Genomic DNA, 26,592 nt, shown 5'->3' with positions numbered 1-26,592 from the left:
CAGAACGTCAAACTTCTCCCCCCGCTTTTGTACACATACGGCTCATGACGGGGCCCCGGTGAGGAGCGATAGCCTGGTGGCGTGATCAGCGCGATATCTCGCGGGGGCGCAGTCGCCCCTGCCCTGCGCCCGGCGAGCACGGAGTATCCCCGTGGCCGGGCGGCGGACGCTGGTTCTTGCGGGCGGGACGGGGGCGCGAGGTCCCCCAGGACGCCGTACACACCCCAGGGACACGTGACGCGGAGAGCAGCGTCACACCCCGGGGCCGTGTCGAGAATGGCCGATACCGCCCCGCTCATCTCTTCTTGCGGCATAGCGTCGGAACGGACCGGAGACCCCGGGCCGTGGCGTCGAGCCGCAAAGGGAGAGCCCGTACTTCCTTCTACGTCACGCAACGGCGCGCGACAGGAGTCAGAGGACAATGCAGACCAAGCTGGACGAAGCCAAGGCCGAGCTGCTCGAGAGGGCGGCGCGGGTCGCTGAGAACAGCCCGGTCGGGGGGAACCTACCGACTGGGACGACGGGTGAGGGGCTTCCGGACCGGGACACCCTCCTCGCGTTCCTCCAGCGCTACTACCTGCACACCGCACCGGAAGACCTCACCGACCGTGACCCGGTCGATGTCTTCGGTGCCGCGCTCTCGCACTACCGGCTCGCCGAGAACCGGCCGCAGGGCACCGCCAACGTCCGGGTCCACACCCCGACGGTCGAGGGGAACGGCTGGATGTGCAGCCATTCCGTGGTGGAGGTCGTCACCGACGACATGCCCTTCCTCGTGGACTCCGTCACCAACGAGCTGAGCCGGCAGGGGCGGGGCATCCACCTCGTCGTCCACCCGCAGGTCGTCGTCCGCCGCGATGTCACCGGCAGGCTCATCGAGGTGCTGCGCACCCCGCCGTCCGCCACGGACCTTCCGCACGACGCGCACATCGAGTCCTGGATCCATGTGGAGACGGACCGCGAGACCGACCGCGCCGACCTCAAGCAGATCACCGCCGATCTGCTGCGGGTCCTGTCCGACGTCCGGGAGGCCGTCGAGGACTGGGAGAAGATGCGGGAGGCGGCGCTGCGGATCGCCGACGACCTCCCCGAGGAGCCGGTCCCCGGCGACCTCCCCTCCCCCGAGGTCGAGGAGGCCCGCGAGCTGCTTCGCTGGCTCGCCGCCGACCACTTCACCTTCCTCGGCTACCGGGAGTACCAGCTCCGCGAGGACGACTCCCTCGCCGCGGTCCCCGGGACCGGTCTCGGCATACTGCGCGCCGACCCGCACCACACCGGTGCGGACGCCCACCCGGTCAGCCCGTCCTTCGAGCGGCTGCCGGCCGACGCCCGGGCCAAGGCCCGTGAGCACAAGCTGCTGGTGCTGACCAAGGCGAACAGCCGGGCCACCGTGCACCGGCCGTCCTACCTCGACTACGTGGGCGTGAAGAAGTTCGACGCCGACGGCAACGTGATCGGCGAGCGCCGCTTCCTCGGTCTGTTCTCCTCCGCCGCGTACACCGAGTCCGTGCTGCGGGTGCCCGTCGTACGGCGCAAGGTCGACGCGGTGCTCAAGGGCGCCGGGTTCTCGCCCAACAGCCACGACGGCCGCGATCTGCTCCAGATCATGGAGACGTACCCGCGCGACGAGCTGTTCCAGACCCCGGTCGACGAGCTGCGGTCCATCGTCACCAGCGTCCTCTACCTCCAGGAACGCCGCCGGCTGCGGCTCTACCTGCGGCAGGACGAGTACGGGCGCTACTACTCCGCGCTCGTCTACCTGCCCCGCGACCGGTACACCACCGGCGTCCGGCTGCGGATCATCGACATCCTCAAGGAGGAGCTGGGCGGTACCAGCGTCGACTTCACCGCCTGGAACACCGAGTCGATCCTGTCCCGGCTGCACTTCGTCGTCCGGGTCCCGCAGGGCACCGAGCTGCCCGAGCTGTCCGAGGCCGACAAGGACCGGATCGAGGCGCGGCTGGTGGAGGCCGCCCGGTCCTGGTCCGACGCCTTCTCCGAGGCGCTCGACGCCGAGCTGGGCGAGGAGCGGGCCGCGGAGCTGCTGCGCCGCTACCACAGCGCCTTCACCGAGGGCTACAAGGCCGACCACACCCCGCGCGCCGCGGTCTCCGACCTCGTCCATCTCGAACGGCTCTCCGAGGAGCAGAGCTTCTCGCTCAGCCTGTACGAGCCGGTGGGCGCCGCGCCCGACGAGCGCCGTTTCAAGATCTACCGCAAGGGCGACGCGATCTCCCTGTCGGCGGTGCTGCCGGTGCTCAACCGGCTCGGCGTCGAGGTGATCGACGAGCGGCCCTACGAACTGCGCTGCGCCGACCGCTCGGTCGCCTGGATCTACGACTTCGGGCTGCGCATCCCCAAGGCGCTGGGCGGCGGCACCACCGATCTGCTCGGCGACGACGGCCGTGAGCGGTTCCAGGAGGCGTTCTCCGCGACCTGGACCGGTCTCGCGGAGAACGACGGGTTCAACGCGCTGGTGCTGGGCGCCGGGCTGACCTGGCGGCAGGCGATGGTGCTGCGCGCGTACGCGAAGTACCTGCGGCAGGCCGGGTCCACGTTCAGCCAGGACTACATGGAGGACACCCTCCGCACCAACGTGCACACCACCCGGCTGCTGGTGTCGCTGTTCGAGGCGCGGATGGCGCCGGAGCGGCAGGGCGCCGGGCTGGAGATCGTCGACGCGCTCCTGGAGGAGCTGGAGGCGGCGCTCGACCAGGTCGCCTCGCTCGACGAGGACCGCATCCTGCGTTCCTTCCTGACCGTCATCAAGGCGACCCTGCGGACCAACTTCTTCCAGCAGGGCGCGGACGGCAGGCCGCACGAGTACGTGTCCATGAAGTTCGACCCGCAGGCCATCCCGGATCTGCCGGCGCCGCGTCCGGCGTTCGAGATCTGGGTGTACTCGCCGCGTGTCGAGGGCGTGCACCTGCGGTTCGGGAAGGTCGCGCGCGGCGGTCTGCGCTGGTCCGACCGGCGTGAGGACTTCCGCACCGAGATCCTGGGCCTGGTCAAGGCGCAGATGGTGAAGAACACGGTGATCGTGCCGGTCGGCGCCAAGGGCGGCTTCGTCGCCAAGCAGCTCCCCGACCCGGCCGAGGACCGCGACGCGTGGCTCGCCGAGGGCGTCGCCAGCTACCGGACGTTCATCTCGGCGCTGCTCGACATCACCGACAACATGGTGGCCGGCGAGGTCGTGCCCCCGGCCGGTGTGGTGCGGCACGACGAGGACGACACCTATCTGGTGGTCGCCGCCGACAAGGGCACGGCGACGTTCTCCGACATCGCCAACGAGGTCGCGGGCAGCTACCACTTCTGGCTCGGCGACGCGTTCGCCTCCGGCGGCTCGGCCGGCTACGACCACAAGGCCATGGGCATCACCGCCCGCGGCGCCTGGGAGTCGGTCAAGCGGCACTTCCGCGAGCTGGGCGTGAACACGCAGGTCGAGGACTTCACGGTCGTCGGCATCGGTGACATGTCCGGTGACGTGTTCGGCAACGGCATGCTGCTCTCCGAGCACATCCGCCTGGTCGCCGCCTTCGACCACCGGCACATCTTCATCGACCCGAACCCGGACGCGGCCACCTCGTACGCCGAGCGCCGCCGGCTGTTCGAGCTGCCCCGGTCGAGCTGGGCCGACTACGACAGCGCCCTGATCTCGGCGGGCGGCGGCGTCTTCCCGCGCACGGCCAAGGCGATCCCGGTCAACGGGCACATCCGCGAGGCCCTCGGCATCGCGTCCGGTGTCACCAAGATGACCCCGGCCGACCTGATGAGGGCGATCCTCAGCGCGCCGGTGGACCTGCTGTGGAACGGCGGTATCGGCACCTACGTCAAGGCGAGCACCGAGTCGAACGCGGACGTCGGCGACAAGGCCAACGACCCGATCCGCGTCGACGGCCAGGACCTGCGGGTCAAGGTCGTCGGCGAGGGCGGCAACCTGGGGCTGACCCAGCTCGGCCGGATCGAGTTCGCCCGCACCGGCGGCAAGATCAACACGGATGCCATCGACAACAGCGCGGGCGTGGACACCTCCGACCACGAGGTGAACATCAAGATCCTGCTCAACGGTCTGGTCACCGAGGGCGACATGACCGTCAAGCAGCGCAACAAGCTGCTCGCCGAGATGACCGACGAGGTCGGCGCGCTCGTCCTGCGCAACAACTACGCGCAGAACACCGCGATCGCCAACGCCCTCGCCCAGTCCAAGGACATGCTCCACGCCCAGCAGCGCTTCATGCGCCACCTGGTCCGCGAGGGGCACCTGGACCGCGCGCTGGAGTTCCTGCCCACCGACCGCCAGATCCGCGAGCGGCTCGGCGCCGGGCACGGCCTCACCAGCCCGGAGACGGCCGTGCTGATGGCGTACACCAAGATCACCGTGTCGGACGAGCTGCTGCAGACCTCGCTCCCCGACGACCCCTACCTGCGCGGTCTGCTCGACACGTACTTCCCGACGGCGCTGCGCGAGCAGTTCCCCGAGCAGATCGACAGCCACCCGCTGCGCCGTGAGATCACCACGACCGTGCTGGTCAACGACACGGTCAACACGGGCGGTACGACGTATCTGCACCGGCTGCGCGAGGAGACCGGCGCCTCCCTCGAGGAGATCGTGCGGGCGCAGACCGCGGCCCGGGCGATCTTCCGCTCGGCGCCCGTGTGGGACGCGGTGGAGGGCCTGGACAACCAGGTCGAGGCGGAGGTGCAGACCCGGATCCGGCTGCACTCGCGGCGGCTCGTCGAGCGCGGCACGCGCTGGCTGCTGAACAACCGGCCGCAGCCGCTGGAGCTGGCCGAGACGGTCGACTTCTTCGCCGAGCGCGTCGGACAGGTCTGGTCGCAGCTCACCAAGCTGCTGCGGGGCGCGGACCTGGAGTGGTGGCAGAAGATCTACGACGAGCTGACCGGCGCCGGGGTGCCGGACGAGCTGGCCACCCGGGTGGCCGGGTTCTCCTCGGCGTTCCCGGCGCTGGACATCGTGTCGGTGGCCGACCGCACGGGCAAGGACCCGCTGGACGTCGCCGAGGTGTACTACGACCTCGCCGACCGGCTGCACATCACCCAGCTCATGGACCGCATCATCGAGCTGCCCCGCTCGGACCGCTGGCAGTCCATGGCCCGTGCCTCCATCCGTGAGGACCTGTACGCGGCGCACGCGGCGCTGACGGCGGACGTCCTGTCCGTCGGCAACGGCACCTCGACGCCCGAGCAGCGGTTCAAGGCGTGGGAGGAGAAGAACGCGGCGATCCTGAGCCGGGCGCGGACGACGCTGGAGGAGATCCAGGGCTCGGAGACGTTCGACCTGGCCAACCTGTCGGTGGCCATGCGCACGATGCGGACGCTGCTGCGGACGCACTCCTGACGCCAGGACATGAGGGCGCCCCCCGAGTCACTCGGGGGGCGCCCTTCCGCTGTGCCGCTCAGACGGCAGTCTTCGGCTTCGGGGCCGGCTTCTTCCTCGGCTTCCGGTCGCCGGTGAACGCCTCGTAGGCCGCCATGACCTCCTCGGTGGGGCCGTCCATCCGCAGTTCGCCGCGCTCCAGCCACAGCACCCGTTCGCAGGTCTCGCGGATGGAGCTGTTGCTGTGGCTGACCAGGAAGACGGTGCCGGCCTGCGCGCGCATCTCGCGGATACGGTCCGCCGAGCGCCGGCGGAACTGCGCGTCACCGGTGGCGAGGGCCTCGTCGATGAGCAGCACGTCGTGGTCCTTGGCGGCGGCGATGGAGAACCGCAGCCGCGAGCCCATGCCGGAGGAGTAGGTGCGCATCGGCAGGGAGACGAAGTCGCCCTTGTCGTTGATCCCGGAGAAGTCGACGATCTGCTGGTGGCGTTCCTTGATCTGCTCCCGGGTCATGCCCATCGCGAGGCCGCCCAGGTAGATGTTGCGCTCGCCGGTCAGATCGCCCATCAGGGCCGCGTTGACGCCGAGCAGGGAGGGCTGGCCGTCGGTGTAGATACGGCCGTTCTCCACCGGCAGCAGTCCGGCGACCGCCTTGAGCAGGGTCGACTTGCCGGAGCCGTTGGAGCCGATCAGGCCGATCGCCTCGCCCTTGTAGGCGACGAAGGAGACGTTGCGCACCGCGTGCACCAGGCGGGTGCCGGACGCCTTCTCGGTCTGCTTGCGGCGCAGGATGCGGTTGAGGGCGGCGGTCGCGCTGCCCCGGCCGCCGCCGGTGCCGTTGACCCGGTAGACGATGTCGACGCCGTCGGCGATGACGGTGGGGGCGCGCTCGGTGAGCGGCGGGGTGTCGAAGATGTGGTCAGCCACGGCCGTACGTCTCCTCTGCCTTCCAGAAGTAGATGAAGCCGCCGACGCCGGCGAGCAGGGCCCAGCCCGTCGCGAGCGCCCACACGTGCGGCGGGAGCTGCGCGGCGTGGAAGCTGTCGATGAGCGCGAAGCGCATCAGGTCGATGTAGACGGCGGCCGGGTTGGCGCGCAGCACGTCCCCCACCCACGACGGCAGGCCGGAGTGACCGGCGAGCACCTTGTCGAGGCTCCACATCACGCCGGACCCGTACATCCAGGTACGCAGCACGAACGGCATGAGCTGGGCGATGTCCGGGGTCTGCGCCCCGGCCCGCGCCAGGATCATCGACATCCCGGCGTTGAACACGAACTGGAGCGTCAGGGCCGGGATCGCCAGCAGCCAGGACAGCGCCGGCGGTACGCCCATGACGACCACGATGACCAGCAGCGCGGCCATCGAGAACAGCAGTTGCTGGAGCTGCTGGAGGCAGTACGAGATCGGCAGCGCGGCCCGCGGGAAGTGCAGGGCGCGCACCAGGCCGATGTTGCCGGAGATCGCCCGGGTGCCCGCCAGGATCGAACTCTGGGTGAACGTCCACACGAACACGCCCGTGACCAGGAAGGGGATGTAGTCCGGGACGCCCTTCCTGGTCTGGAGGAGTACGCCGAAGATCAGGAAGTACACCGCCGCGTTCAGCAGCGGGGTCATCACCTGCCAGATCTGGCCCAGCTTCGCCTGGCTGTACTGCGAGGTGAGCTTGGCGGTGGCGAAAGCGGTGATGAAGTGGCGGCGCGCCCACAGCCGGCGGAGGTAGTCGGGCAGGGAGGGGCGTGCGCCGCTGACGCTGAGGCCGTGCCGGGCGGCCAGGGCCGCGAGGTCGCCCGGGGGAGCGGCCACGGTGGGGGGCGGCGTGTCGAGTACCTGGCTCACATCCGCTGCTTTCACTCGGGTCTCACGCTTCTCTTGACGTTTTTCTTGACGTTCTCTTACGTCGGGACGGGACCGTATCGTCGTGACGCGAGCGTAGGCCGAGTTGACGTCGGAACGCAACCGTATCGTCGTAACGCCCTATGCTGGTCCGCATGACGACGAACACGACGAACGACGACGGGAACCCGGCACGTCCGCGCCGCCGGGCACCCGCGGGAGCGGCCGTGCTCCGCGAGGACGTCACGGAGGCCATCCGGGCGGCCGTGTTCGAGGAACTCGCGGCCGTCGGCTACGCGCGCATGTCCATCGAGGGCATCGCCCGGCGCGCGGGTGTCGGCAAGACCGCCGTGTACCGGCGCTGGCGCTCCAAACTGCACCTCGTCCTCGACGTGGTCTCCGCGCTCGCCGTGCAGGGCCTGCCCGCCCCGGAGACCGGCGCCCTGGAGAGCGACCTGCGGATGCTGTACGAGGTCACCTCCCGGGCGCTGCGGCACCCCGTGGCCTCGCAGATCATCCCCGACCTCCAGGCCGAGGCGGCCCGCAACTCCGAGATCGCCGAGGCGCTCCAGAAGGCGCTGCGGGAGGGCCAGGAGGGCGTCGCCCTGAAGATCGTGGCGGCGGCCGAACAACGCGGCGAGATCCGCACCGGCCTGGACGACGAACTGGCCCTCGACCTCATCTCCGGCCCCCTCTACTGGCGCTCGGTCGTCATCCGCAGCCCCAAACTCCCCAAGGGCTACCTGGCGTCCCTGGCCCGCGCGACGGCGGCGGCGATCAAGGCGCTGTGAGGGTCAGGCAGTCGCCAGCCGGACCGCCAGCTCGGTGAGGTCGGTCGTGCGCAGGACGCGGTCGCCGAAGCCCGGCAGGGGGACGTGCAGTACCGCCGTCCAGCGCGGCGGGACCGCGGCCGCCCCGTACACCGCCCCGGCGAGGCCGCCGGTGACCGCCGCGACGGTGTCCGTGTCGCCGCCCAGGTCGATCGCCGCGCGCACGGCGTCCTCGTAGGAGGACGTCGTCCGCAGTGCCCAGACGGCGGAGCCCAGGCACGGCCAGACCGCGCCGTTGAACTCGGTGGCCAGGTCGGGATGCCAGTCGGGGGCCAGCACGGTCGCGTAGCGGGCGCGGTGCGCGGGGTCGACCTCGGCGAGCGTGTCCGGCACCGCGGCCAGCGGATCGCCGCCGGTCAGGGCGGTCCTGACCAGCTCGTGGAAGACGGCCGTGCCCTCCCAGGCCGCACGGTCGCCGTGGGTGAGCGCGGCCAGCCTGCGCCCCGCGTCCAGCGTGGCGGCGCGGCCGTGGGGCGCGAAGCGGACGGCGGAGGTGGCGGCCCGCATCAACGCGCCGTTGCCCGCAGCCCGTTGGGACGTCTGGAAGTGCAGGGCCGCGGCCGTGTCCCAGGGGTCGCCGCCGGTCAGCACCGCCTCGGTCTGGAGGCCGATGTCCTTCGGATCGGCCGCCGCCCAGCGCCGGAACCGCGCGAAGACGTCCGCCGGATCCAGGCCGCCGCACTCCAGCAGCGACTCCCCGACGAGGACGGCCATCTGCGTGTCGTCGGTCGCCTCGCCCGGGTCCCAGCCGCCGCCCCCGCACATCTCGCCGCCGTGCCCCGGGGCCGGGAAGCGGGCCGAGAAGGCGCCTTCGGGCCCGAACTCGAAGGGCGCGCCCAGCGCGTCCCCCACGGCGGAGCCGACGACACAGCCGACGGCACGGTCCAGGTCCACGGCCGGGCCGGGCGGGCCGCCGTCCACGGTGATCTCGGAGTCGGTCACCCGGGCAGCCTACGAGCCGGACGCACGGCCACCGCCACCTCTACGCCCGGGCCGCCTCCGGGTGGAGGCGTACCCAGCCCTCCCAGGCTGAGGTGATCATGTCCTGGACGTCGTAGCGGGCCTTCCAGCCCAGGCGGGTCGTGATGCGGTCGGCGGCGGCGACCACGCGGGCCGCGTCGCCGGGGCGGCGGGGGCTGACCGTGGGCGGGCGGTCGTAGCCGGTGACGGCGTTGACCCGGTCGACCATCTCCCGTACCGAGACGCCCTCCCCGCGCCCGATGTTGAGGGTGAGGTCGTGCCCCGGCGAGGTCTGGAGGGCGTGCGCGGCGGCCACGTGGGCCTCCGCCAGGTCGACGACGTGGATGTAGTCCCGGACGCAGGTGCCGTCGGGGGTCGGATAGTCGTCGCCGAAGATGCGCGGCGACGCGTTCTGCGTGAGCCGTTCGAACACCATCGGGACGAGGTTGAACACGCCGACGTCCGCCAGCTCCGGGGCGGCGGCACCGGCCACGTTGAAGTACCGCAGGGAGGCCGTGGACAGTCCCGTCGCCCGGCCGGTCGCCCGGACCAGCCACTCGCCCGCCAGCTTCGTCTCGCCGTAGGGCGACAACGGCGCGCACGGCGTCTCCTCCGTGACCAGGTCCACGTCCGGCATGCCGTACACCGCGGCGGAGGAGGAGAACACGAAGGACGACGCCGCCTCGGTCTCCGTCACCGCCTCCAGCAGGACTCTCAGCCCCTCCACGTTCTCCCGGTAGTAGTGCAGGGGCCGCTGCACCGACTCGCCGATCTGCTTCTTCGCCGCCAGATGGACCACCCCGGTCACCGCGTGCTCGGCGAGCGTGCGCGCCACCCGCTCCCGGTCCAGGGTGGAGCCCCGCACCAGCGGCACATCGGCCGGGACGCGCTCGGCGATGCCCGTGGACAGGTCGTCGTAGACGACGGTCCGCTCGCCCGCCTCGGTCATCGCCCGCACGACATGCGCCCCGATGTAGCCGGCACCGCCCGTGATCAGCCAGGTCATCCCGTGACCTCCCCCTCGTCGCCCGTCGGCCGTGATGGTGCGTTTCGGCAGTGATCGCCCGTCATCGCCCGTCGGCGGACAATCCCCGCAATGGAGTCGACTCACAGTGAAGCAGGCGCCGCGCCCTCCCGCAGGGCCTGTGGACAACTCCGGCATCGGCTCCGACATCGACGCCGCCGTCAATCACCGCGTACGGCCGCACAGGCCCACAAAATCGTCCCTGTGCTCCCTCCGCGCCCGCACGCCCTGACCCCCCGCCTCGCCGTCGCCGTCCCCGTCGCCCTCCCCGTCGTCGTCATGCTCGCGCTCGGTCTGTGGGGGCTGGACCGGGGCGGGACCTGGCGGGACGAGGCCGTGACCGTGCAGGTCGCGCGGCGCTCGGTCCCGCAGATCTGGCGGCTGCTGCACGGCGTCGACGCGGTGCACGGCCTGTACTACCTCCTCATGCACCCGGTCCTCGCCCTGCGCGCCGACGAGGTCGCCCTGCGCCTGCCGTCCGTCTGCGCGGCCGCCGCCACCGCCGGCCTGATCGCGGCCCTCGGCGTCCGGCTCGCCCGCCCCCGGGTCGGCCTGTGGGCCGGACTGCTCTACGCGGCGACACCCTTGGCCGGCCACTACGCGCAGGAGGGCCGCTCCTACGCCCTGGTCGCCGCCGGCGTCACCGGCGCGACCCTGCTGCTCGTCCGCGCGTCGGCCGGGCGGCGCTCCTGGTGGCCGTACGGAGCCGTCGTCACCCTCACCTGTCTGCTGCACGAGTTGGCCGTGCTCGCGCTGCTCGCGCACGCCGTGACGCTCGCCCACGCGCGGGCGCCGTGGCGCGTCCGGCGGGGCTGGGCGGGCGCCGCCGGGGCCGCCGTGACGGCACTGATCCCGCTCGCCCTCGTCTCCCGCGCCCAGGCCGGACAGATCGCCTGGCTGCCCCGGCCGGGCACGGGCAGCGCGGAGCGGCTCCTGCATGCCTTCCTCGGACAGCCGGGGCCGGTCTTCTGGACCTGCCTGGCACTCGCGTGCGTGGCGCTGCTGCCGGGCCGCCTCCCGCGCGCGGAGGCCACGCCACCGGGGCCCCGCCGCGTGCCGTCGCTCGCGTCCGTGGCCCTGCCCCTGGCGGCCCTCCCGCCGCTCGCCCTGCTCGCCGTCTCCCAGGTCCGTCCGATGTACGACGACCGGTACGTGCTGTACGCCCTGGCGGGGGCGCCGCTGCTGGTCGCGGCCGGGGCGGACCGGCTCCTGACGGCGGCGACGGGGGCCCTCCCGAACCGTGCCCGTACCCGCACCCGCACCGGCACCGGCACCCGCACCCGCACCCCGGCGAGAGCCACGGCCGCCCTCGCGGGAACTCTCGCCGTCGCCCTCGCGTTCACCCAGCAACTGCCCCTCCACCGCCGGGACCGCAGCCTCCTCACCCGCCCCGACAGCCTCGCCGCCGTCTCCGCGCTCGCCGCCCGCGAGCTGCGCCCCGGGGACGCGCTGGTGTTCCTGCCCTCCATCGGACGCCGGGCGGCGCTGTCGCACCCGGAGGGCTTCCGGGGCGTGCGGGACATCGCCCTGCGCGTGCCCGCACCGGCCTCGGGCACCCTGTACGGCCGCGAGGCCGGCGCCCGTGAGCTGCGCCGCAGGCTGCTCGCGCTGGACCGGCTCTGGGTGCTCGCCGAGCCGTACGCCCTGCGCTCGCCCTGGTTTCCGCGCAACCCGACCGAGCGGGTCAAACTCACCGTCGTGAGCGAGGAGTTCGTGCCCTACGAGCCGCGCCGCGAGTTCGTCCGCGACGGCGTGACCCTCCGCCTCTACATCCGGCGGTCCGCCCCCGCGCGCGCCGTCATCCGCAGCGAGGCTCCCCGACCGGATCGTCCTCCGGCGTCGCCCCGTCCAGCGCCGTGGTGAGCCGGTCGAGGCGCTCGCGCAGCTCGCCGATCTCCGCCAGGTCGAAGCCCGTCGCCGAAACGATCCGGCGCGGCACCGCGAGCGCCCGCTCGCGCAGCGCCTCGCCCTCCTCGGTCGGCCGGATCACCACCGAGCGCTCGTCGCGGGCGCTGCGCTCCCGGCTCACGAGACCGGCCGCCTCCAGCCGCTTGAGCAGCGGCGAGAGCGTGCCGGAGTCCAGGCGCAGATGCGCGCCGAGGGTCTTCACGGGCAGTTCGCCGTGCTCCCACAGCACCAGCATCACCAGGTACTGCGGGTAGGTCAGCCCGAGGTCCTTGAGGATCACGCGGTACACGCCGTTGAAGGCGCGGGACGCGGCGTGCAGGGAGAAGCAGATCTGGCGGTCCAGGCGGAGCCAGTCCTCGGTGGGGGGACCGAGGGCGGTGAGGGGGTCGGTGGTGCCGGGGCGGGTCGTGGGCGTCATGACCTCAGGATAGCTCCGGCGAGCCATTTAGTTGTGCACAACTGAATTGTGTGCTTCACTCTTTCTCGTGAGGCGGTCCGGACGCGGCAGCGCGAGGACCGGCCACCCCCCAACCGACTTCCGAGAGGGATGGTTCATCCATGGACGCGCTCTACACCGCGGTCGCCACCGCCACCCACGGCCGTGAGGGCCGCGCCGTCACCAACGACGGCCGGATCGACCTCGCGCTCGCCATGCCCGTGGAGCTGGGCGGCAACGGTCAGGGCACCAACCCGGAGCAGCTCTTCGCCGCCGGGTACGCGGCCTGCTTCGGCAGCGCCCTCGGTCTGGTCGGCCGGCAGGCGAAGGCCGACGTCAGCGAGGCCGCCGTGACCGCCGAGGTCGGCATAGGCAAGCAGGGCGAGGGCTTCGGGCTGAAGGTGACGCTCCGCGTCGAGCTGCCCGACACCCTCGACGAGGCCACCGGCCGCAAGCTGGTCGAGGCCGCCCACCAGGTCTGCCCCTACTCCAACGCCACCCGCGGCAACATCGAGGTCGACCTCGTCATCGAGTAACCCTCGACATCGAGTAACCCTCGACATCGAGTAACCCTCGACATCGAGTAGCCCTCGTCATCGGGCAACCCATCACGGGGCCTCGGCGGAGGTCTCACCCGACCCGCGCCAGCACCTCACCGGTCCGCCGGCTCCACGCCACCACCACGGCCTCCTCGGGCACCGGGTGCCAGCGCGTGAGCAGCAGCCAGCGGATGTGGTGACGGCGAGCGATCGCCGTCCGTGCGGCGCGGGTCGACCCCGGGGCGAGATAGGCGCGGATCTCCGCGAGCCGCCGCAGCCGCTCCCCCTCGTCGAGCGCCGCGTCCGGCCAGGCCGGAACCGCGAGGTTCGGCCCGTACCCGGCGATCGCGTGCACCGCGTAGTACCCGTCGGTGATCACCACCTCGCCCGGCCGGATGTGCCGAGCCGCCCAGTCGTACGAGGGCCAGCGCGGCGGCTGCTCGAAGCCCACCGGATCCAGGGAGCGCGGCACCACCGCGCCCGCCTGCACGGTCAGCAGGCCCAGACACGCCCCGCCCGCCGCCAGCGCCCCCAGCACCTTGCGGGCCCGCGGCCAGGGCCGGGGCGCCGCCAGTTCCACCGCCAGCGCGAACTGCGCCGGGATCAGGGACATCCCCAGGATCCGCCCGTAGGTGTAGTGGCCGCTGGCGTAGCCGTACCCGACCACCAGACAGTCCAGGACGCACATCAGCACCAGGGGGTCGCGCGCCGAGCGCCGGGCGCGCGCCCACAGCGCCGGCACCCCCAGCAGCGCCAGCCAGAAGTGGCCGGCGAGACCGTCGTAGAGCCGGCGGTGCATCGCGTCGATGCTGCCGTCCCCGGCCAGGGCGAACACGTCGAAGTACGGCCAGGACCAGGCCACCAGCAGCGCCGCCGCACCCGTCGTCGCCCACCGGCCGAGCACCGCCGCCCACCGGCCCCGCCCCCGCTGCCACCCGACGACCAGGGCGAGCCCCCCGGTCAGGGCCGCCACCGCGGTGATCGGATGCACCAGCAGGATCACCCCGTACAGCACCCCGAGCCCAGCGAACCCGGTGAAGCCGCGCAGTCCGCTCGGGCCCACGAACCGCACCCGGCGGGTGTCCCGCGCGCGGGCGCCGGTCAGGGCCCACGCCCAGAAGGTGAGCCCGATGGCGAAGGTCGACGGATAGCCGAGGTTGCCGGTCATCGACATCAGGCCCAGATAGCCGCTCCACCAGGCCCGCTCGGTGCCCCACAGCAGCGTCATCGCGGCCAGCGCCAGCACCGGCGCCCACGGGCGGGGCGTCAGCACCCGCACGAACCGGCCGACACCGGTCAGCAGCACCAGCAGGTTCACCGGGCCGGCGAGCCGGACCGTCTCCCAGCCGGTCAGCCCGGTCAGCCGGGCGAACGCGCCCTCGGCCACCGCGTACGGGGAGTAGTAGGGGCTGCCCGCGCCCGGCAGGTTCGCCATCGGGTGCAGCGGCTGGAGCAGACGGTCCTTCAGCCGCTCCACGACCGCCGCGTGCTGCCCGGCGTCGCAGCACAGCGGCACCCGCCAGTACGCCAGCGACATCACCAGCCAGAACAGGAACCCGAAGACCTGGTACGGGGTCGGCCGCCAGGAACGGCCGCGCAGGGCCGTCGCTCCGCGCACCTCCTGCCGGGTCAGTACACCGGCGCTCACAGGACCGCACCACGGAAACAGCCGAACGGGGTAAAAAGGCGCATAACGGGCAGCATTCGCCGTATCGTCCCACCCGCGTCAACGGCCTTGCCGTCTGTCACCTCATCGAGTGAGCCCGATCGGCCGCGTCCTGCGCCGGAAGCACCACCGGTCCGCGCCCCCGGAGCACCGGCTCCAGCAGCAGCGGCACCCCGAGCACCGGCAGCAGCCAGGCCAGCACGATCAGCCGTCCGCCCCAGATGTTGATGTCCGGATGCCCCGCCTGGGTGAGGATCCCGGTGCCCGCGGCCGCCACCAGGAACACCCCGAAGGCCCGCCGCCGCCCCCGCCCGAGCGCCCCCCACGCCCCGGCCGCCAGCGCCGCCACGAACAGCGGCTCCCACAACTGCCGGCGCAGCCACTCGACCCAGAAGTTCATCTGGAGCCGCCAGAACTCCGGCCACGCGTGCGTGCGGTCCGGCCGGGCGAAGTGATGGGTCAGCAGATCCTGGAGGCTCTCGGACTCCGACGGATAGCCCAGCAGCCGCGACAGCAGCACGGTCCCCAGCACCCCGCAGCACCCCGCGACGGCCACCGCCACCGGACCACGGCCCACCGCCCGCCCGCGCCGCAGCCGCCACAGCGCGACCAGCGCGCCCGCGCCCGCCAGGCACAGGCCGAGGAACAGCGCCTGCGAGTGCTTGACGGCGAACAGCGCGGCCAGCGAACCGCCCACCAGCCACACCGCCGCCCGCACCCGCCCCTCCTCCAGCGCCAGCGCGCACCCCCACAGCGCGGCCAGGGTCAGCGCCAGCATCAGCCCCTCGGTCATCGGCCGCATCGCGGTCGTCCCGCACGGCAGCGCGAAGTACAGGGCCTGCCCGGTCAGACACAGCGGGACCGGCACGCGCAGGGTGCGCAGGGTCAGGAAGACCAGCACCCCGCCCGCCACCGTCACCACGACCCCGGCCAGCCACATCCCCCACGTCACCCCGAACAGCGTGACGAACGGCACCAGGAACACCGGATAGCCGGGCCGCGCCTCGAAGATCCGCATGAACCGCTCCGGCATGAACGGCACCGTGTGCCCGGCGGTCTGCCCGGCCCGCAGTCGCGCGTCCACGTTCCGCCACTCCCGCGCCCGGCACTCGGCCAGCACCCGCGCCGACGGATCGGCCCGGTGGAAGCGCACCACGTCCACGCTCTGCCGGCGCGCGGCGATCGCCGCGCTCCCCGCGCACGCGTAGTCGATGGTCGCGGCCGCCGCCTCCCGCTTGCCGTCCCCGCGCAGACTCAGCGCGTACGACAGGTAGTTCTTGGTGTCCGGGGTGTCCCGGCCGGTCACGTTCGCGAGCTGGAGCAGCGCGAACACGGCGGCCAGCACCAGCACCCAGGCCCCCGGCCGCGCCAGGGCGCCCGACGGCCGGACCCGCGCGAGGCCGCTCATGTGGAGGTGAGCAGGTCGCGTGCCGTCGCGGGACCCGGCACCGCCGCCGCGCCCCCCTCCGCCCCGGTCTCGCCCAGCAGCAGCCGCCGTACGACACGCTCGGCGGCGCGGCCGTCGTCGTAGGCGCAGAACCGCTCGCGGAAGGCGGCCCGCAGCCGGGTGGAGTCCTCGTCGCGCCAACTGCCCGAGGCCAGCAGCCAGGCCAGTTCGCGGTAGGTGCGCGAGACATGGCCCGGCGGCTCGGCGGTGATGTCGAAATAGGCGCCCCGGCTGGCCCGGTACGCCTCCCAGTCGTCGGCGTGCACCACGATCGGCCGGTCCAGGTTGGCGTAGTCGAACATCAGGGCCGAGTAGTCGGTGACCAGCACGTCGGAGGCGAGCATCACCTCCTCGACGTGCGGCGCGTCGGTGGCGTCGATCAGCACCCCGCGCCGATGCAGCTCCGACAGGCCCGCCCCGCGCGCGGGCCCGGTCGCCAGCGACGGATGCAGCCGGACGACCAGGGTGTGGCCCTCGCCGAGGTCGGCGGCCAGCCGCGCCAGGTCGATCCGGTCGACGTGCCCGCCCCGCACGTACTCACGGCGCGTCGGCGCGTACAGCACCACGGTGTGGCCGTCCGGGACGCCCAGCCGGGCGCGCGCCGCCGCCGTCGCCCGCGCGTCCGCCGTCACCAGGACGTCGTTGCGCGGGCTGCCCGTGCGCGCCGACGCGAAATGGCACGGATAGGCCCGCTCCCACACCAGCTCCGAGTGCCGGTTGGCGACCAGGCTGTGGTCCCAGCGGTCGGCGCGGCGCAGCATCTGCGGCACGTCCACGCCGAACCGGCCGCCGGGTCGCTGGAGCAGATCGGCGGCCATGTACTTCAGCGGGGTGCCCTGGTGGGTGTGGATGTGGACGCTGCCGGGGCGTTTGGCCAGCGAGCCCGGCCAGTTGACGTTGTTGACGAAGAACCCGGCCCGCGCGGTGATCCGCCGGTACGCGGGGGAGTCGAGCAGGACGTGCTCGACGTCGTCCGGGAGCAGCGCGGCCGTCTCCTCGTCCCGCACCACCCACACCCCGCGCAGCTCCGGGGCGATCTCCCGGGCCGCGCGGTAGATCGCGCCGGGGTCGCCGAGCACGCCCCGGTGCGAGAACGCCGAGTACACCACGAGCCGCGGGTCCAGCGGCCGGCGCGCGTGCACCGCGTCCGCGGCCCGGCGCGCCCGCCCGCCGGCCGCCCCGCGCAGCAGCGCGCCGCGCCGGGCGAGTTCGCGTCCGGCCCGCCCGGCCCGCCGCCGCACCCGGTAGGCCGCCCAGCCGCCCGTCAGCGCCCGCAGTTCGGCGGGCACCGGCTCGCCCGCGGGCCGGTGGGCGCGGAACATCTCGACCGTGCGGCGGAAGAACTCGCCCTTGTCGGACGGCGGCAGCCGGTCCGGCTTGGCGAGGATGTCCAGACAGTGCTCGCCCATCTTGCGGTGCAGACAGGGCCGCCAGCCGGCCAGTTCGGGGCGGTCGTCGACGAACGCGAAGACCCGCGCGTACTGGTCGTGGATGTCGAAGTGCTTACGGCTGGTGGTGGACAGGATGTTGCCCTGCCGGCGCTGGCGGTAGTTGAGGCAGATCCGGTCCAGGGTGGCGATCCGCCGCGCGCTCAGCATGACCGGGAACGTCCAGGGGGTGTCCTCGTAGTAGCCCGGCGGGAAGGCGAAGCCGTTCTCCTCGACGAAGTCCCGGCGGTAGACCTTGTTCCACACGACCATCAGCAGATCGAGGATCTCCGGGTGCTCGGCGGCCGTGAACGGGTCCGCGCCGACGTCGGTCAGCAGGTGCGCGAGCGCGTTGCGGCGGGTGCCGCCCCACCAGTAGGTGCGCGCGTAGTCGAAGACCAGCACGTCCGGGTCGCCGGCCTCGGCCAGCCGGTCGGCGATCGCCCGCAGCGCGCCCGGGGTGAGCGTGTCGTCGCTGTCCAGGAAGAACAGGTAGTCGCCGGTGGCGAGCGGCATTCCCGCGTTGCGGGCCCGGCCGAGGCCGACGTTCTCCGGCAGGTGCAGCACCCGGACGCGCTCGTCGCGGGCCGCGAACTCGTCGAGGATCGCGCCGCAGCCGTCGGGCGAGCGGTCGTCGACGGCGATCACCTCGAAGTCCCGGTAGGACTGGTCGAGGAGTGAGTCGAGACACTCGCGCAGGAAGCCCTGCACCTTGAAGCAGGGCACGATGATGCTGAAGCGGGGCACTGCGGGGTTCAGCTCCTTACGAGGGTGGAGGCGGCGGGGGCCGGGACGCGCTCGGCGAGCGGCCGCACGGGCGGCAGCGCCTCCGGGGGTTCGCCGAGCAGCACCCGGCGCACCACGCGCTCGGCGGCCCGCCCGTCGTCGAACTGGCAGAACCGCTCACGGAACGCGGCCCGCAGCTCCCGGGAGGCGGCCGCGGCCCATGAGCCGTCGGCGAAGATCCGCGCCAGCTCCCCGGGGGTGCGGGCGACCGGGCCCGGCGGGGCGGCCATCAGGTCGAAGTACACGCCGCGGGTCTCGGTGTAGACGTCCCAGTCGTCGGCGTACACCACGATCGGGCGGTCCAGGTTGGCGTAGTCGAACATGATCGACGAGTAGTCGGTGATCAGCGCGTCGGCGGCCAGACAGACGTCCTCGGAGGAGCGGTGCGCGGTGACGTCGATGATCCGGCCGCTGCCGCGCCGGGTTCCCCGGTCGTAGAAGTAGTGCGCCCGCAGCAGGACGACGACGTCCTCGCCGGCCGCCTCGCAGAAGGCGTCCAGGTCGAGGCCGGTCTCGAAGCCGGTCGCCCAGTCGCGGTGGGTCGGCGCGTACAGCACCGCCGTCTTCCCCTCGGGCACGCCCAGCTCCTGCCGGATCCGGGCCACGTCGTCGGCGGTCGCCGTGTAGAAGACGTCGTTGCGCGGATAGCCGTACTCCAGATGCTCGTAGCGGCCGGGGAAGGCGCGCTCCCACATCTGGGTGGAGTGGGTGTTGGAGGACAGGTTGTAGTCCCACCGGTCCACGCGGCCCAGGAGTTTGGTGAAGGAGCCGGTCGCGGCGGCCACCACCGGGTACGTCGACTGGTCCACGCCCATCTTCTTCAGCGGGGTGCCGTGCTGGGTCTGCACATGCACACTGCCCTCCCGCTTCACCACGCCCTCCGCGAAGTTGGCGTTGTTGACCAGATACGTGGCGCGGGCCAGAACCTGCCAGGCGCGGCGGCTGCCGATCACGGCGTGGTCGACACCGTCCGGCAGGGTGCGCTCCTGGCCGGGCTCGACGAGGAACACCGACCGGATGTGCGGGGCGAGTTCGGCGGCCCTGGCGTGGATCGCCGCCGGGCTGCACGCGTAGCCGCGGCCCCAGTAGGCGCAGAACACGGCGAGCGACGGGTCCAGCGGGCGGCGCAGTTGGCGCCGGTAGTACAGCCGGGTGCGCAGTCCCCGGGGGCGCGGGATCCGCTCGACGGCCGCCGACGCCGCCCGGTTGGCGCCGCGCAGCGCCCGGAACGCCGTGTACGCGCCCGCCGCGAGCAGCCGGTGCTGCACCCCGAGACTCCCGCCCGGCCTGCGGAAACCCGCCGGGCGGTGCGTGCGGTACAGCCGGGCCGCCCGCCGGAAGAACGCCCGCCGCGTCCGCCCCGGCAGCCGGGCCGGATGCGCGGCCGTCTTCAGGACGAGGGCGAAGAGCTGCTCGAACAGCGCCCCCGACCGGGCGGCGGACAGCTCCCGTTCGGCCGCCCGCCCCATCAACTCCTCGACTCTGTCCAGGAGTTCGGCGTGGTGCACGCCGGGCCGGTTCAGCCGGCCGCCCTGCCGCCGCAGCAGATGCCGTACGACGACCGTGCGCGCCACCGTGACCCGGGAGGCATGCAGGGCGGCCAGACCGCTAAAGCCCAGGTCGGTGAAGTGGCCGTCGGGGAAGGTCAGTTCGTGCTCGGCGAGGAAGGCGCGGCGGTAGGCGGCGCTCCAGGCGGGAAGCTGGACGCCGGTCAGTTCCGGCGCCTCCAGCGGGGAGAACGCGCCCTTCGGCGCCCTCGCCAGCAGCGGGGCGGCGGGGTTGGTGGGCTCGCCCTCCCACCACGGGACGCGCTCGTGCTCGAAGTGCAGCACGTCCACGTCGCCGGTGGCGGTCAGCCGGGCGTCCAGGGCGGTCAGGGCGCCCGGTGCGAGCAGATCGTCGCCGTCGAGGAACAGCAGGTAGGCGCCGGTCGCCGCCCGCAGGCCGGTGGTGCGCGCCCCGGCCAGGCCCGCCGACGGCGGCGAGTGCACGGGCCGGACCCGCGCGTCCCGGCCGACGTACCCGGCGGCCACGGCGGCGGCCGGGGCGCCGGGCGCGTCGGTGACCGGGATCAGCTCGAAGTCGCCGAAGGACTGGGCGAGGACGGAGTCCAGCGCCAGGGACAGCCGGCCCGCGACCCCATGGGACGGGACGATGATGCTGAAGCGGGGCATACTGCTCTTTCTCTGTCTGTGCTCATGACCGGTGCTCACGGCCGGTGCTCGCGGCCCGTACCGCCGCTGTTCACCGGCGGGGGACAACTCCCGGTAGGGCAAACGGCGTTCAGAGGCTGTCGGTGACGGGGAACGAGCCGGAAGGCTGCGGGACCGTGGTGACGGGCGAGCGGCCGGGGCCCGCCGCCGACGGCACCGGGCGCCGCTCGGCCAGGGGCACCACCGCGGGCGGTTCGGTCTCGCCCAGCACCACCCGGCGCACCACCCGCTCGGCGGCCCGCCCGTCGTCCCAGGGGCAGAACCGCTCACGGAACACCGTGCGCAGCCGGGCCGAGAGCGAGCCCTGCCAGTGCCCGGTGGCGAACACGTCGATCAGTTCGTCCTCGGTGCGCACCATCACGCCCGGCGGGCAGGACGCCAGGTCGAAGCAGGTGCCGCGGGCCGCCTCGTACGCCTCCCGGTCGTCACGGTGGATGACGATCGGGCGGTCCAGGTTGGCGTAGTCGAACATGATCGACGAGTAGTCGGTGACCAGCGCGTCCGAGGCGAGCGCGAGCGACTCCACGCTCGGATGGCCGCTGACGTCGATCACCCCCGGCACCGGCCGGGCCAGCGGGGCGCCCTGCCAGTAGTGGGCGCGCGCCAGCACCACGAACCGCGGGCCCAGCTTGCGCAGCACCCGCTCCAGGTCCAGGGCGGCCCGCTGGGTGCGGCGGTAGTCGCGGTGGGTCGGCGCGTACAGGATCGCGACGGTGTCGCGGGGGATGCCGAGGGACTCCCGCAGCCGGGCCACGTCGGCGGCGGTCGCCCGCTGGAAGACGTCGTTGCGCGGATAGCCGTACTCCAGCGTCCGGTAGGCGCCGGGGTAGACGCGCTCCCAGGTCAGGGTGGTGTGACGGTTGGCGGACAGCACGTAGTCCCACTGGTCGACACCGCGCAGCAACTCGGCGAAGTCCGTGCCGCGCGCGGCCGCCGGGTACTCCTGGAGGTCCAGGCCCATCCGCTTCAGGGGCGTGCCGTGCTGGGTCTGCACCAGGATCTGCCCGCGCCGCTTGACCAGCCGCCGGTCGAAGTTGACGTTGTTGACCAGGTACTTGGAGCGGGCCAGCGCCGTCCAGTAGGCGGCCGTGCCGGGGGCCAGCCGCCGCGGGCCCGGCGGCACGCTGTCGTGGTGCTCGGGGTCCGCGACCCAGGCCGTGCGCACCTGCGGCGCGAAGACCCGGAACGCGGCCTCCAGCGCCCCCGGGTTGCAGCCGTGCCCGCGCCCCCAGTACGCCGAGAACACCGCGCGGTCGGCGCGCAGCGGCAGCCGGAGCTGGACCCGGTAGTGCGCCTGGAGCAGCGCCGCCCGCAGCGCGCGCCGCAGCTTCGCCCCGAGCTTCAGGGCCCGGCGGCGCAGCGTCATGCCCGTCTGGAGGGCCCGGTAGGTGCGGTGCAGGCCCAGCCGGACCAGCGCGTGCCGCAGCCGGGCACGGCGCGGGATGTGCGCGCCGGGCGCGCGGTGGCGCCGGTAGTGGGCGCGGGCGCGGCGCAGGAACTCGGCGCGCGCGGCGCGCGGCAGCCGGTCCCGCTTGGCGAGGATCGTCGTGAAGTGGTCGACCATGCGCTGGAACAGCACCGGCCGCCAGCGGGCCAGCGCGGGCCGCTCCCCGACGAACGCGAAGACCCGGTCGTACTGGTCGAAGACGTCGAAGTGCCGGCGGCTGGTGGTCGACAGGATGCTGCCCCGGCGGCGCTGCCGGTAGTGCACGCACACCCGGTCCAGGGTGGCGATCGACCCGGCGGCCATCAGCACCGGATACGTCCACGGGGTGTCCTCGTAGTAGCCCGGCGGGAACCGCAGCCCGGCGCGCTCGGCGAACTCCCGCCGCACCGCCTTGTTCCAGGCCACCATCAGCACCCCCAGCAGCCCCGGGCGGTCCTCCAGCCGGAACGGCACCGGGCCCTGCTCGGTCAGCAGCGCGGCCACCTTGTTGCGCTCGGCCCGGCCGTCCCAGTAGGTGCGCGCGTAGTCGTAGACCAGGACGTCCGGGTCGCCGGACTCCTTCAGCCGGTCCGCCATCGCCCGCAGCGCGCCCGGGGTGAGGGTGTCGTCGGAGTCCAGGAACACCAGGTAGTCGCCGCTCGCCCGGTCGATGCCCGCGTTGCGCGCCCGGCCGAGCCCCACGTTCTCCGGCAGCCGTACGGCCGTCACCCGGGGGTCCAGGGCGGCGAACTCGTCGATGATCTCGCCGCAGCCGTCCGGCGAGCAGTCGTCGACCGCGATCAGTTCGAGATCGTCGTAGGACTGTGCCAGCACCGACGCGAGGCACTCGTGCAGATACGCCTGAACCTTGTACACGGGGACGATGACACTGAACCTGGGCAAGGGACATCCATGGGTCGGCACGGGCAGGGCCTTGCCCGGGAACGGCCGATGGAGTGACTTGGTTACGGTTCGTACGGCATTCGGGGGACCTGTGGTGAACGCGGCTGGACGGGCCGGTGTCCGGCCCGCCCCACGGCTCGTTGTTCTCCGCTCACTCGACCGCTCACTCGACCGCTCACTTGACCGCTCCGGCCATCACCCCCGACACGAACTGCCGCTGGAACGCGAAGAACACGGCCAGCGGGATCACCATCGACAGGAACGCGCCCGGCGCCAGCACGTCGATGTTGTTGCCGAACTGGCGGACCTGCGTCTGGAGCGCGACCGTGATCGGCTGGCTGCCCGCGTCGCTGAACACCAGCGCCACCAGCATGTCGTTCCACACCCACAGGAACTGGAAGATGCCCAGGCTGGCGATGGCCGGGCCGCCCAGCGGCAGCACCACCCGGAAGAACAGCCGCAGTTCGCCCGCCCCGTCAAGCCGGGCCGCCTCCAGCAGTTCGCGCGGGATCTCCGCGAAGAAGTTCCGCAGCAGGAACACCGCGAACGGCAGCCCGAAGCCGACGTGGAACAGCACCACGCCCAGCGTGGAGCCGAACAGGCCGAGGTCGCCGAAGAGTTCGGCGATCGGGATGAGCGCCACCTGTACCGGCACCACCAGGAGCCCCACCACCGCGAGGAACCACCAGTCCCGGCCCGGGAACTCCATCCACGCGAACGCGTACCCGGCGAGCGCGCCCACGACGACCACCAGCACCGTCGCCGGCACGGTGATCGCCACCGTGTTGAGCAGGGAGTCGGTGATGTCGCCGTTCTCCAGGAGCCTGCGGTAGTTGTCCACCGTGAGCCGTGAGGGCTCCTCGAACACCGTCCACCAGCCGCTCGCACCCATGTCCTCGGGGGAGCGCAGCGAGGAGACCAGCAGACCGACCGTCGGCACCAGCCAGAACAGGCCGACGACGACCAGGAACACCCGCACCAGACCGCCGTTGACCCTGGCGGTCAGCCACGCCCTCATCGCCGCACCTCCCGCCGCAGCCTGCGCACGTTGAACCACATCACCGGGATCACCAGCAGCAGCAGGAACACCGCGATCGCGCTCGCCACGCCGGGACGGCCCTCCGAGAAGCCCTTGCGGTACAGCTCCAGCGCGAGCACGTTCGCGTCGTCCTGCGAGGAGCCGGGCGCGATGATGAACACCAGGTCGAAGACCTTCAGCACATTGATCATCAGGGTGACGGCGACCACCGCGAGCACCGGCGCGAGCAGCGGCACCGTGACCCTGCGGAACACCTGCCACTCGTTCGCCCCGTCCACCCGCGCCGCCTCCAGCAGTTCGCGCGGCATCCCGGCCAGCCCCGCCGCGATCAGTACCATCGCGAACCCGGCCCACATCCAGATGTACGAGCCGATGATCGCCGGGGTGACCAGGGACGGGCCGAGCCAGTCCAGGCCGTTGTACGGCTCCGCGAAGTTCCCCGCGGGCAGCCGCAGCCGTGCCCCGTCGGCCGCCGCGGGCAGGGTGAAGGTGCCGTCGGCGGCGGCCTCGGTGGACGCCACCACCTTCCCGTCCCTGACCGCCTCGATCCGCATGCCCGGGTAGCCGAGTTCGGACGGGTCGGGGGCGCCCGGGGTGCCGACGCCCTTGCCGCGGGTGAAGTCCTGCCAGGTGGTGCCGGTGACCTTCCCCGGCTCGGCCGCGGCGGCGACGGCTCGTTTCGCGCCGTCCGGCATCACGTCCGGGGCGACCCCGACCAGCGGCAGCGCCACCGGATCACCGGCGCGGACCGCCTCCCGGGTCACGAACCCGCCCCCTTCGGCCACCAGCGGCGAGTCCCGGCCGGGGTGCGCCTTCGGGAACGCCGACGACGCGGCGAACGTGTCGTGCACGCCCACCCACACCGCGTTGGCGACGCCCTTGTCCGGGTCCTGGTCGTACACCAGCCGGAAGATGATCCCGGCGGCCAGCATGGAGATCGCCATCGGCATGAAGACGACCAGCTTGAACGCCGTTCCCCAGCGCACCCGTTCGGTGAGCACGGCGAAGATCAGCCCGAGTGCCGTCGCGACCGTCGGCGCGAACACCACCCAGATCACGTTGTTCCCGAGCGCGGTGCGGATGCCGTCGTCGGTGAACAGGGCCCGGTAGTTGTCGACGCCCGCGAAGCCGTCGCCGGACTGGTCGTAGAAGCTGCGCGCGACCGAGTACCCGATCGGGTAGACCACCAGCGCGCCCAGCAGCACCAGGGCGGGCAGCAGGAACAGCGCCGCCACGCTCCTGCGGGTACCGGTCACGCTCCTGCGCGAGCGGCGTGAGGGTTGTGAGGGGGCCTTCGCGGCCCCCGGGCCCGACGCCATCGCGGGATCAGTTCCCGTACGCCGCCGCCGCGTCCGACTCCAGCTTCTTCTGGATGCCGGCCACGTCCGACGGGTTCTTCAGGAAGTCCTGGAGGTCCTTCCACTCGCCCTTGCCCGGGGTGCCGCCGAACGCCTGCGGAGCCTGGTCGGACATGTCGAAGCGGAAGTCGTCACCGGCCGCGACCAGCGCCTTGGCGATCGTGCGCTGCACGTCGTTCGGATAGGCGGCGAGGTCCACGTTCTTGTTGGGCGAGAGATAGCCGCCCAGCTTCGCCTGGATCTCCGCCGCGTCCGGCGAGGCCAGGAAGGTCGCCAGCGCCTGCGCGCCCTCCGAGTCCTTGAGGATCACCGCCGCGTCACCGCCCGACACCACGGGCGCGGTGTCGCCGACCTTCGGGAACGGGAACACCTTCGCGTCCGTGCCGATCTTCGCGTCCGTCTGTCCGATGTTGACCTGCACGAAGTCGCCCTCGTAGACCATCGCGGCCTTGGGCTGGTCGCCGCCGGTGAAGGTCTGGGTGACCGAGTCGGGGAACTCCGTCTGGAGCGCGCCGTCGGCGCCGCCCGCCACATAGTCCTTCTCGCCCCAGATCTCGGCGAGCGTGGTGAGGGCCTTGGCGACCGACGGATCGGTCCACTTGATCTCGTGCCGGGCCAACTGGTCGTACTTCTCCGGGCCCGCCTGGGAGAGGTACACGTTCTCGAACCAGTCGGTCAGCGGCCAGCCGTCCGCGCCCGGGATCGAGAACGGGGTGACGCCGGAGTCGTAGACCGTGCGGGCGGTCGTCAGCAGCTCGTCCCAGGTGGCCGGTTCGCTCGCGCCCGCGTTCTCGAAGACCTGCGCGTTGTACCAGATCAGGGACTTGTTGGCGGCCTTGTAGTAGACGCCGTACTGCTCGCCGTCGACCTTGCCGATGTCCTGCCAGCCCTGCGCGTAGTTCTTCCCGACCTCCTTCAGGGCCTCGGCGCCCAGCGGGGTGGCCCACTTCTTCTCGACGGCCTGCTTGATCGCGCCCGGCTGCGGGAGCAGCGCGACGTCCGGCGGCGCCCCGCCCGCGATCTTCGAGCCGAGGAAGTTGATGATCGGGTCCTGCGCGGGCACGAAGGTGATCTTCGCGCCGGTGCGTTTCTCGAACTCCGCGAGCACCTTCTTGAAGTTGGCCTGTTCCGGGCCCGTCCAGACGGCGGCCACCTCCAGGGTGGTGCCGTCCAGTTGCGGGAGGGTGAGTTCGCCGCCCGTCCCGCCCGGTGCGGTGCTCTCTCCGCCGCCGCTCCCGCCGTCGTCTCCGTCGCCGCCGCACGCGGTGAGCGCGAGGGCTCCCGCGAGTAGCACGGCCGCCGTCCTCACGGTCTTCGATGTCCGGTTCGCGTTGCTCGTCCTGCGCATCACTGCCCCGTTCTCCGTCCTCGTCGAACGTCCGAGCGCTGTCCCGTGCGCTCCGGTCTACGCCGGGCGCACGGGGTCGGCAAGTGCGCGAACGGTGTCAACCGGGCGA

17 protein-coding genes are annotated in these 26,592 nt (G+C 72.6%); 4 read left to right on the top strand and 13 right to left on the bottom strand.

Annotated elements, in window-relative coordinates; genetic code table 11:
• Window positions 1-421 precede the first annotated feature (421 nt).
• A complete protein-coding gene (locus tag AFM16_RS15635) occupies window positions 422-5,359 on the top strand; it encodes an NAD-glutamate dehydrogenase (RefSeq protein ID WP_078633669.1) in 4,938 nt (1,645 codons plus the stop codon).
• A gap of 58 nt (window positions 5,360-5,417) precedes the next feature.
• Here the strand turns inward: AFM16_RS15635 and AFM16_RS15630 are convergent, their stop codons facing one another.
• Both AFM16_RS15630 and AFM16_RS15625 read right to left on the bottom strand, forming a co-directional pair.
• On the bottom strand, window positions 5,418-6,266 hold the full coding sequence (locus tag AFM16_RS15630; RefSeq protein ID WP_030780476.1) for an ABC transporter ATP-binding protein: 849 nt from the start codon (window positions 6,264-6,266) through the stop codon (window positions 5,418-5,420).
• Window positions 6,259-7,176 (bottom strand): ABC transporter permease, encoded by a 918-nt coding sequence (locus tag AFM16_RS15625; RefSeq protein WP_030780475.1) that lies wholly within the window; start codon window positions 7,174-7,176, stop codon window positions 6,259-6,261. The genes AFM16_RS15630 and AFM16_RS15625 overlap by 8 nt, the downstream gene beginning before the upstream one ends.
• A gap of 140 nt (window positions 7,177-7,316) precedes the next feature.
• On the opposite strand from AFM16_RS15625, the gene AFM16_RS15620 reads away from it, so the two are divergent.
• Complete coding sequence (locus AFM16_RS15620; protein WP_078633668.1) at window positions 7,317-7,964, top strand: TetR/AcrR family transcriptional regulator; 648 nt, start codon at window positions 7,317-7,319, stop codon at window positions 7,962-7,964.
• Between the two features lie 3 nt (window positions 7,965-7,967).
• On the opposite strand, the gene AFM16_RS15615 is transcribed toward AFM16_RS15620, so the two are convergent.
• Both AFM16_RS15615 and galE read right to left on the bottom strand, forming a co-directional pair.
• Window positions 7,968-8,945 carry an ADP-ribosylglycohydrolase family protein gene (locus AFM16_RS15615; RefSeq protein ID WP_370628037.1) on the bottom strand — a complete coding sequence of 326 codons (978 nt, stop codon included), beginning with the start codon at window positions 8,943-8,945 and terminating at the stop codon, window positions 7,968-7,970.
• A 40-nt stretch (window positions 8,946-8,985) separates the two neighbouring features.
• Window positions 8,986-9,969 (bottom strand): UDP-glucose 4-epimerase GalE, encoded by a 984-nt coding sequence (gene galE, locus AFM16_RS15610; protein ID WP_030780468.1) that lies wholly within the window; start codon window positions 9,967-9,969, stop codon window positions 8,986-8,988.
• A 222-nt stretch (window positions 9,970-10,191) separates the two neighbouring features.
• Here galE and AFM16_RS15605 point away from each other — a divergent pair, with 222 nt between their 5' ends.
• Window positions 10,192-11,850, top strand: coding sequence for a glycosyltransferase family protein (locus AFM16_RS15605; RefSeq protein ID WP_306293473.1), 1,659 nt, complete (start codon window positions 10,192-10,194; stop codon window positions 11,848-11,850).
• On the opposite strand, the gene AFM16_RS15600 is transcribed toward AFM16_RS15605, so the two are convergent.
• The gene (locus AFM16_RS15600) at window positions 11,786-12,313 is read right to left on the bottom strand and encodes a MarR family winged helix-turn-helix transcriptional regulator (protein ID WP_030780464.1); all 528 of its coding nucleotides are present in this window, start codon (window positions 12,311-12,313) and stop codon (window positions 11,786-11,788) included. The two genes, AFM16_RS15605 and AFM16_RS15600, sit on opposite strands and share 65 nt — an antisense overlap.
• Before the next feature lie 140 nt (window positions 12,314-12,453).
• Between AFM16_RS15600 and AFM16_RS15595 the strand changes: the two genes are divergently transcribed.
• Window positions 12,454-12,867, top strand: coding sequence for an organic hydroperoxide resistance protein (locus tag AFM16_RS15595; RefSeq protein ID WP_030780462.1), 414 nt, complete (start codon window positions 12,454-12,456; stop codon window positions 12,865-12,867).
• 94 nt (window positions 12,868-12,961) lie between these two features.
• Here the strand turns inward: AFM16_RS15595 and AFM16_RS15590 are convergent, their stop codons facing one another.
• The 8 genes from AFM16_RS15590 to AFM16_RS15555 all read right to left on the bottom strand — a co-directional run bounded on the left by AFM16_RS15590 (window position 12,962) and on the right by AFM16_RS15555 (window position 26,483).
• Complete coding sequence (locus AFM16_RS15590; RefSeq protein ID WP_078633667.1) at window positions 12,962-14,518, bottom strand: hypothetical protein; 1,557 nt, start codon at window positions 14,516-14,518, stop codon at window positions 12,962-12,964.
• 97 nt (window positions 14,519-14,615) lie between these two features.
• A complete protein-coding gene (locus tag AFM16_RS15585) occupies window positions 14,616-15,944 on the bottom strand; it encodes a hypothetical protein (RefSeq protein ID WP_078633666.1) in 1,329 nt (442 codons plus the stop codon).
• Complete coding sequence (locus tag AFM16_RS15580; protein WP_078633665.1) at window positions 15,941-18,157, bottom strand: bifunctional glycosyltransferase/CDP-glycerol:glycerophosphate glycerophosphotransferase; 2,217 nt, start codon at window positions 18,155-18,157, stop codon at window positions 15,941-15,943. Before AFM16_RS15580 ends, AFM16_RS15585 begins: the two co-directional genes overlap by 4 nt.
• A gap of 8 nt (window positions 18,158-18,165) precedes the next feature.
• On the bottom strand, window positions 18,166-20,370 hold the full coding sequence (locus tag AFM16_RS15575; RefSeq protein ID WP_078633664.1) for a bifunctional glycosyltransferase/CDP-glycerol:glycerophosphate glycerophosphotransferase: 2,205 nt from the start codon (window positions 20,368-20,370) through the stop codon (window positions 18,166-18,168).
• 109 nt (window positions 20,371-20,479) lie between these two features.
• Complete coding sequence (locus tag AFM16_RS15570) at window positions 20,480-22,738, bottom strand: bifunctional glycosyltransferase/CDP-glycerol:glycerophosphate glycerophosphotransferase (RefSeq protein ID WP_078633663.1); 2,259 nt, start codon at window positions 22,736-22,738, stop codon at window positions 20,480-20,482.
• Window positions 22,739-22,913: 175 nt separating this feature from the next.
• Window positions 22,914-23,756, bottom strand: a complete 843-nt coding sequence (locus AFM16_RS15565) for a carbohydrate ABC transporter permease (protein WP_078633662.1) — start codon at window positions 23,754-23,756, stop codon at window positions 22,914-22,916.
• Window positions 23,753-25,033, bottom strand: coding sequence for a carbohydrate ABC transporter permease (locus tag AFM16_RS15560; protein WP_107419090.1), 1,281 nt, complete (start codon window positions 25,031-25,033; stop codon window positions 23,753-23,755). Before AFM16_RS15560 ends, AFM16_RS15565 begins: the two co-directional genes overlap by 4 nt.
• Before the next feature lie 70 nt (window positions 25,034-25,103).
• Window positions 25,104-26,483, bottom strand: a complete 1,380-nt coding sequence (locus tag AFM16_RS15555) for an ABC transporter substrate-binding protein (protein ID WP_078633660.1) — start codon at window positions 26,481-26,483, stop codon at window positions 25,104-25,106.
• Window positions 26,484-26,592: the final 109 nt, after the last annotated feature.

Origin of the sequence: Streptomyces antibioticus, assembly GCF_002019855.1 — a bacterium.
In the GTDB taxonomy this organism is placed as follows: domain Bacteria; phylum Actinomycetota; class Actinomycetes; order Streptomycetales; family Streptomycetaceae; genus Streptomyces; species Streptomyces antibioticus_B.
The sequence above is the reverse complement of the archived record's forward strand: the minus strand, read 5'-3'. Positions and strand labels throughout refer to the sequence as shown.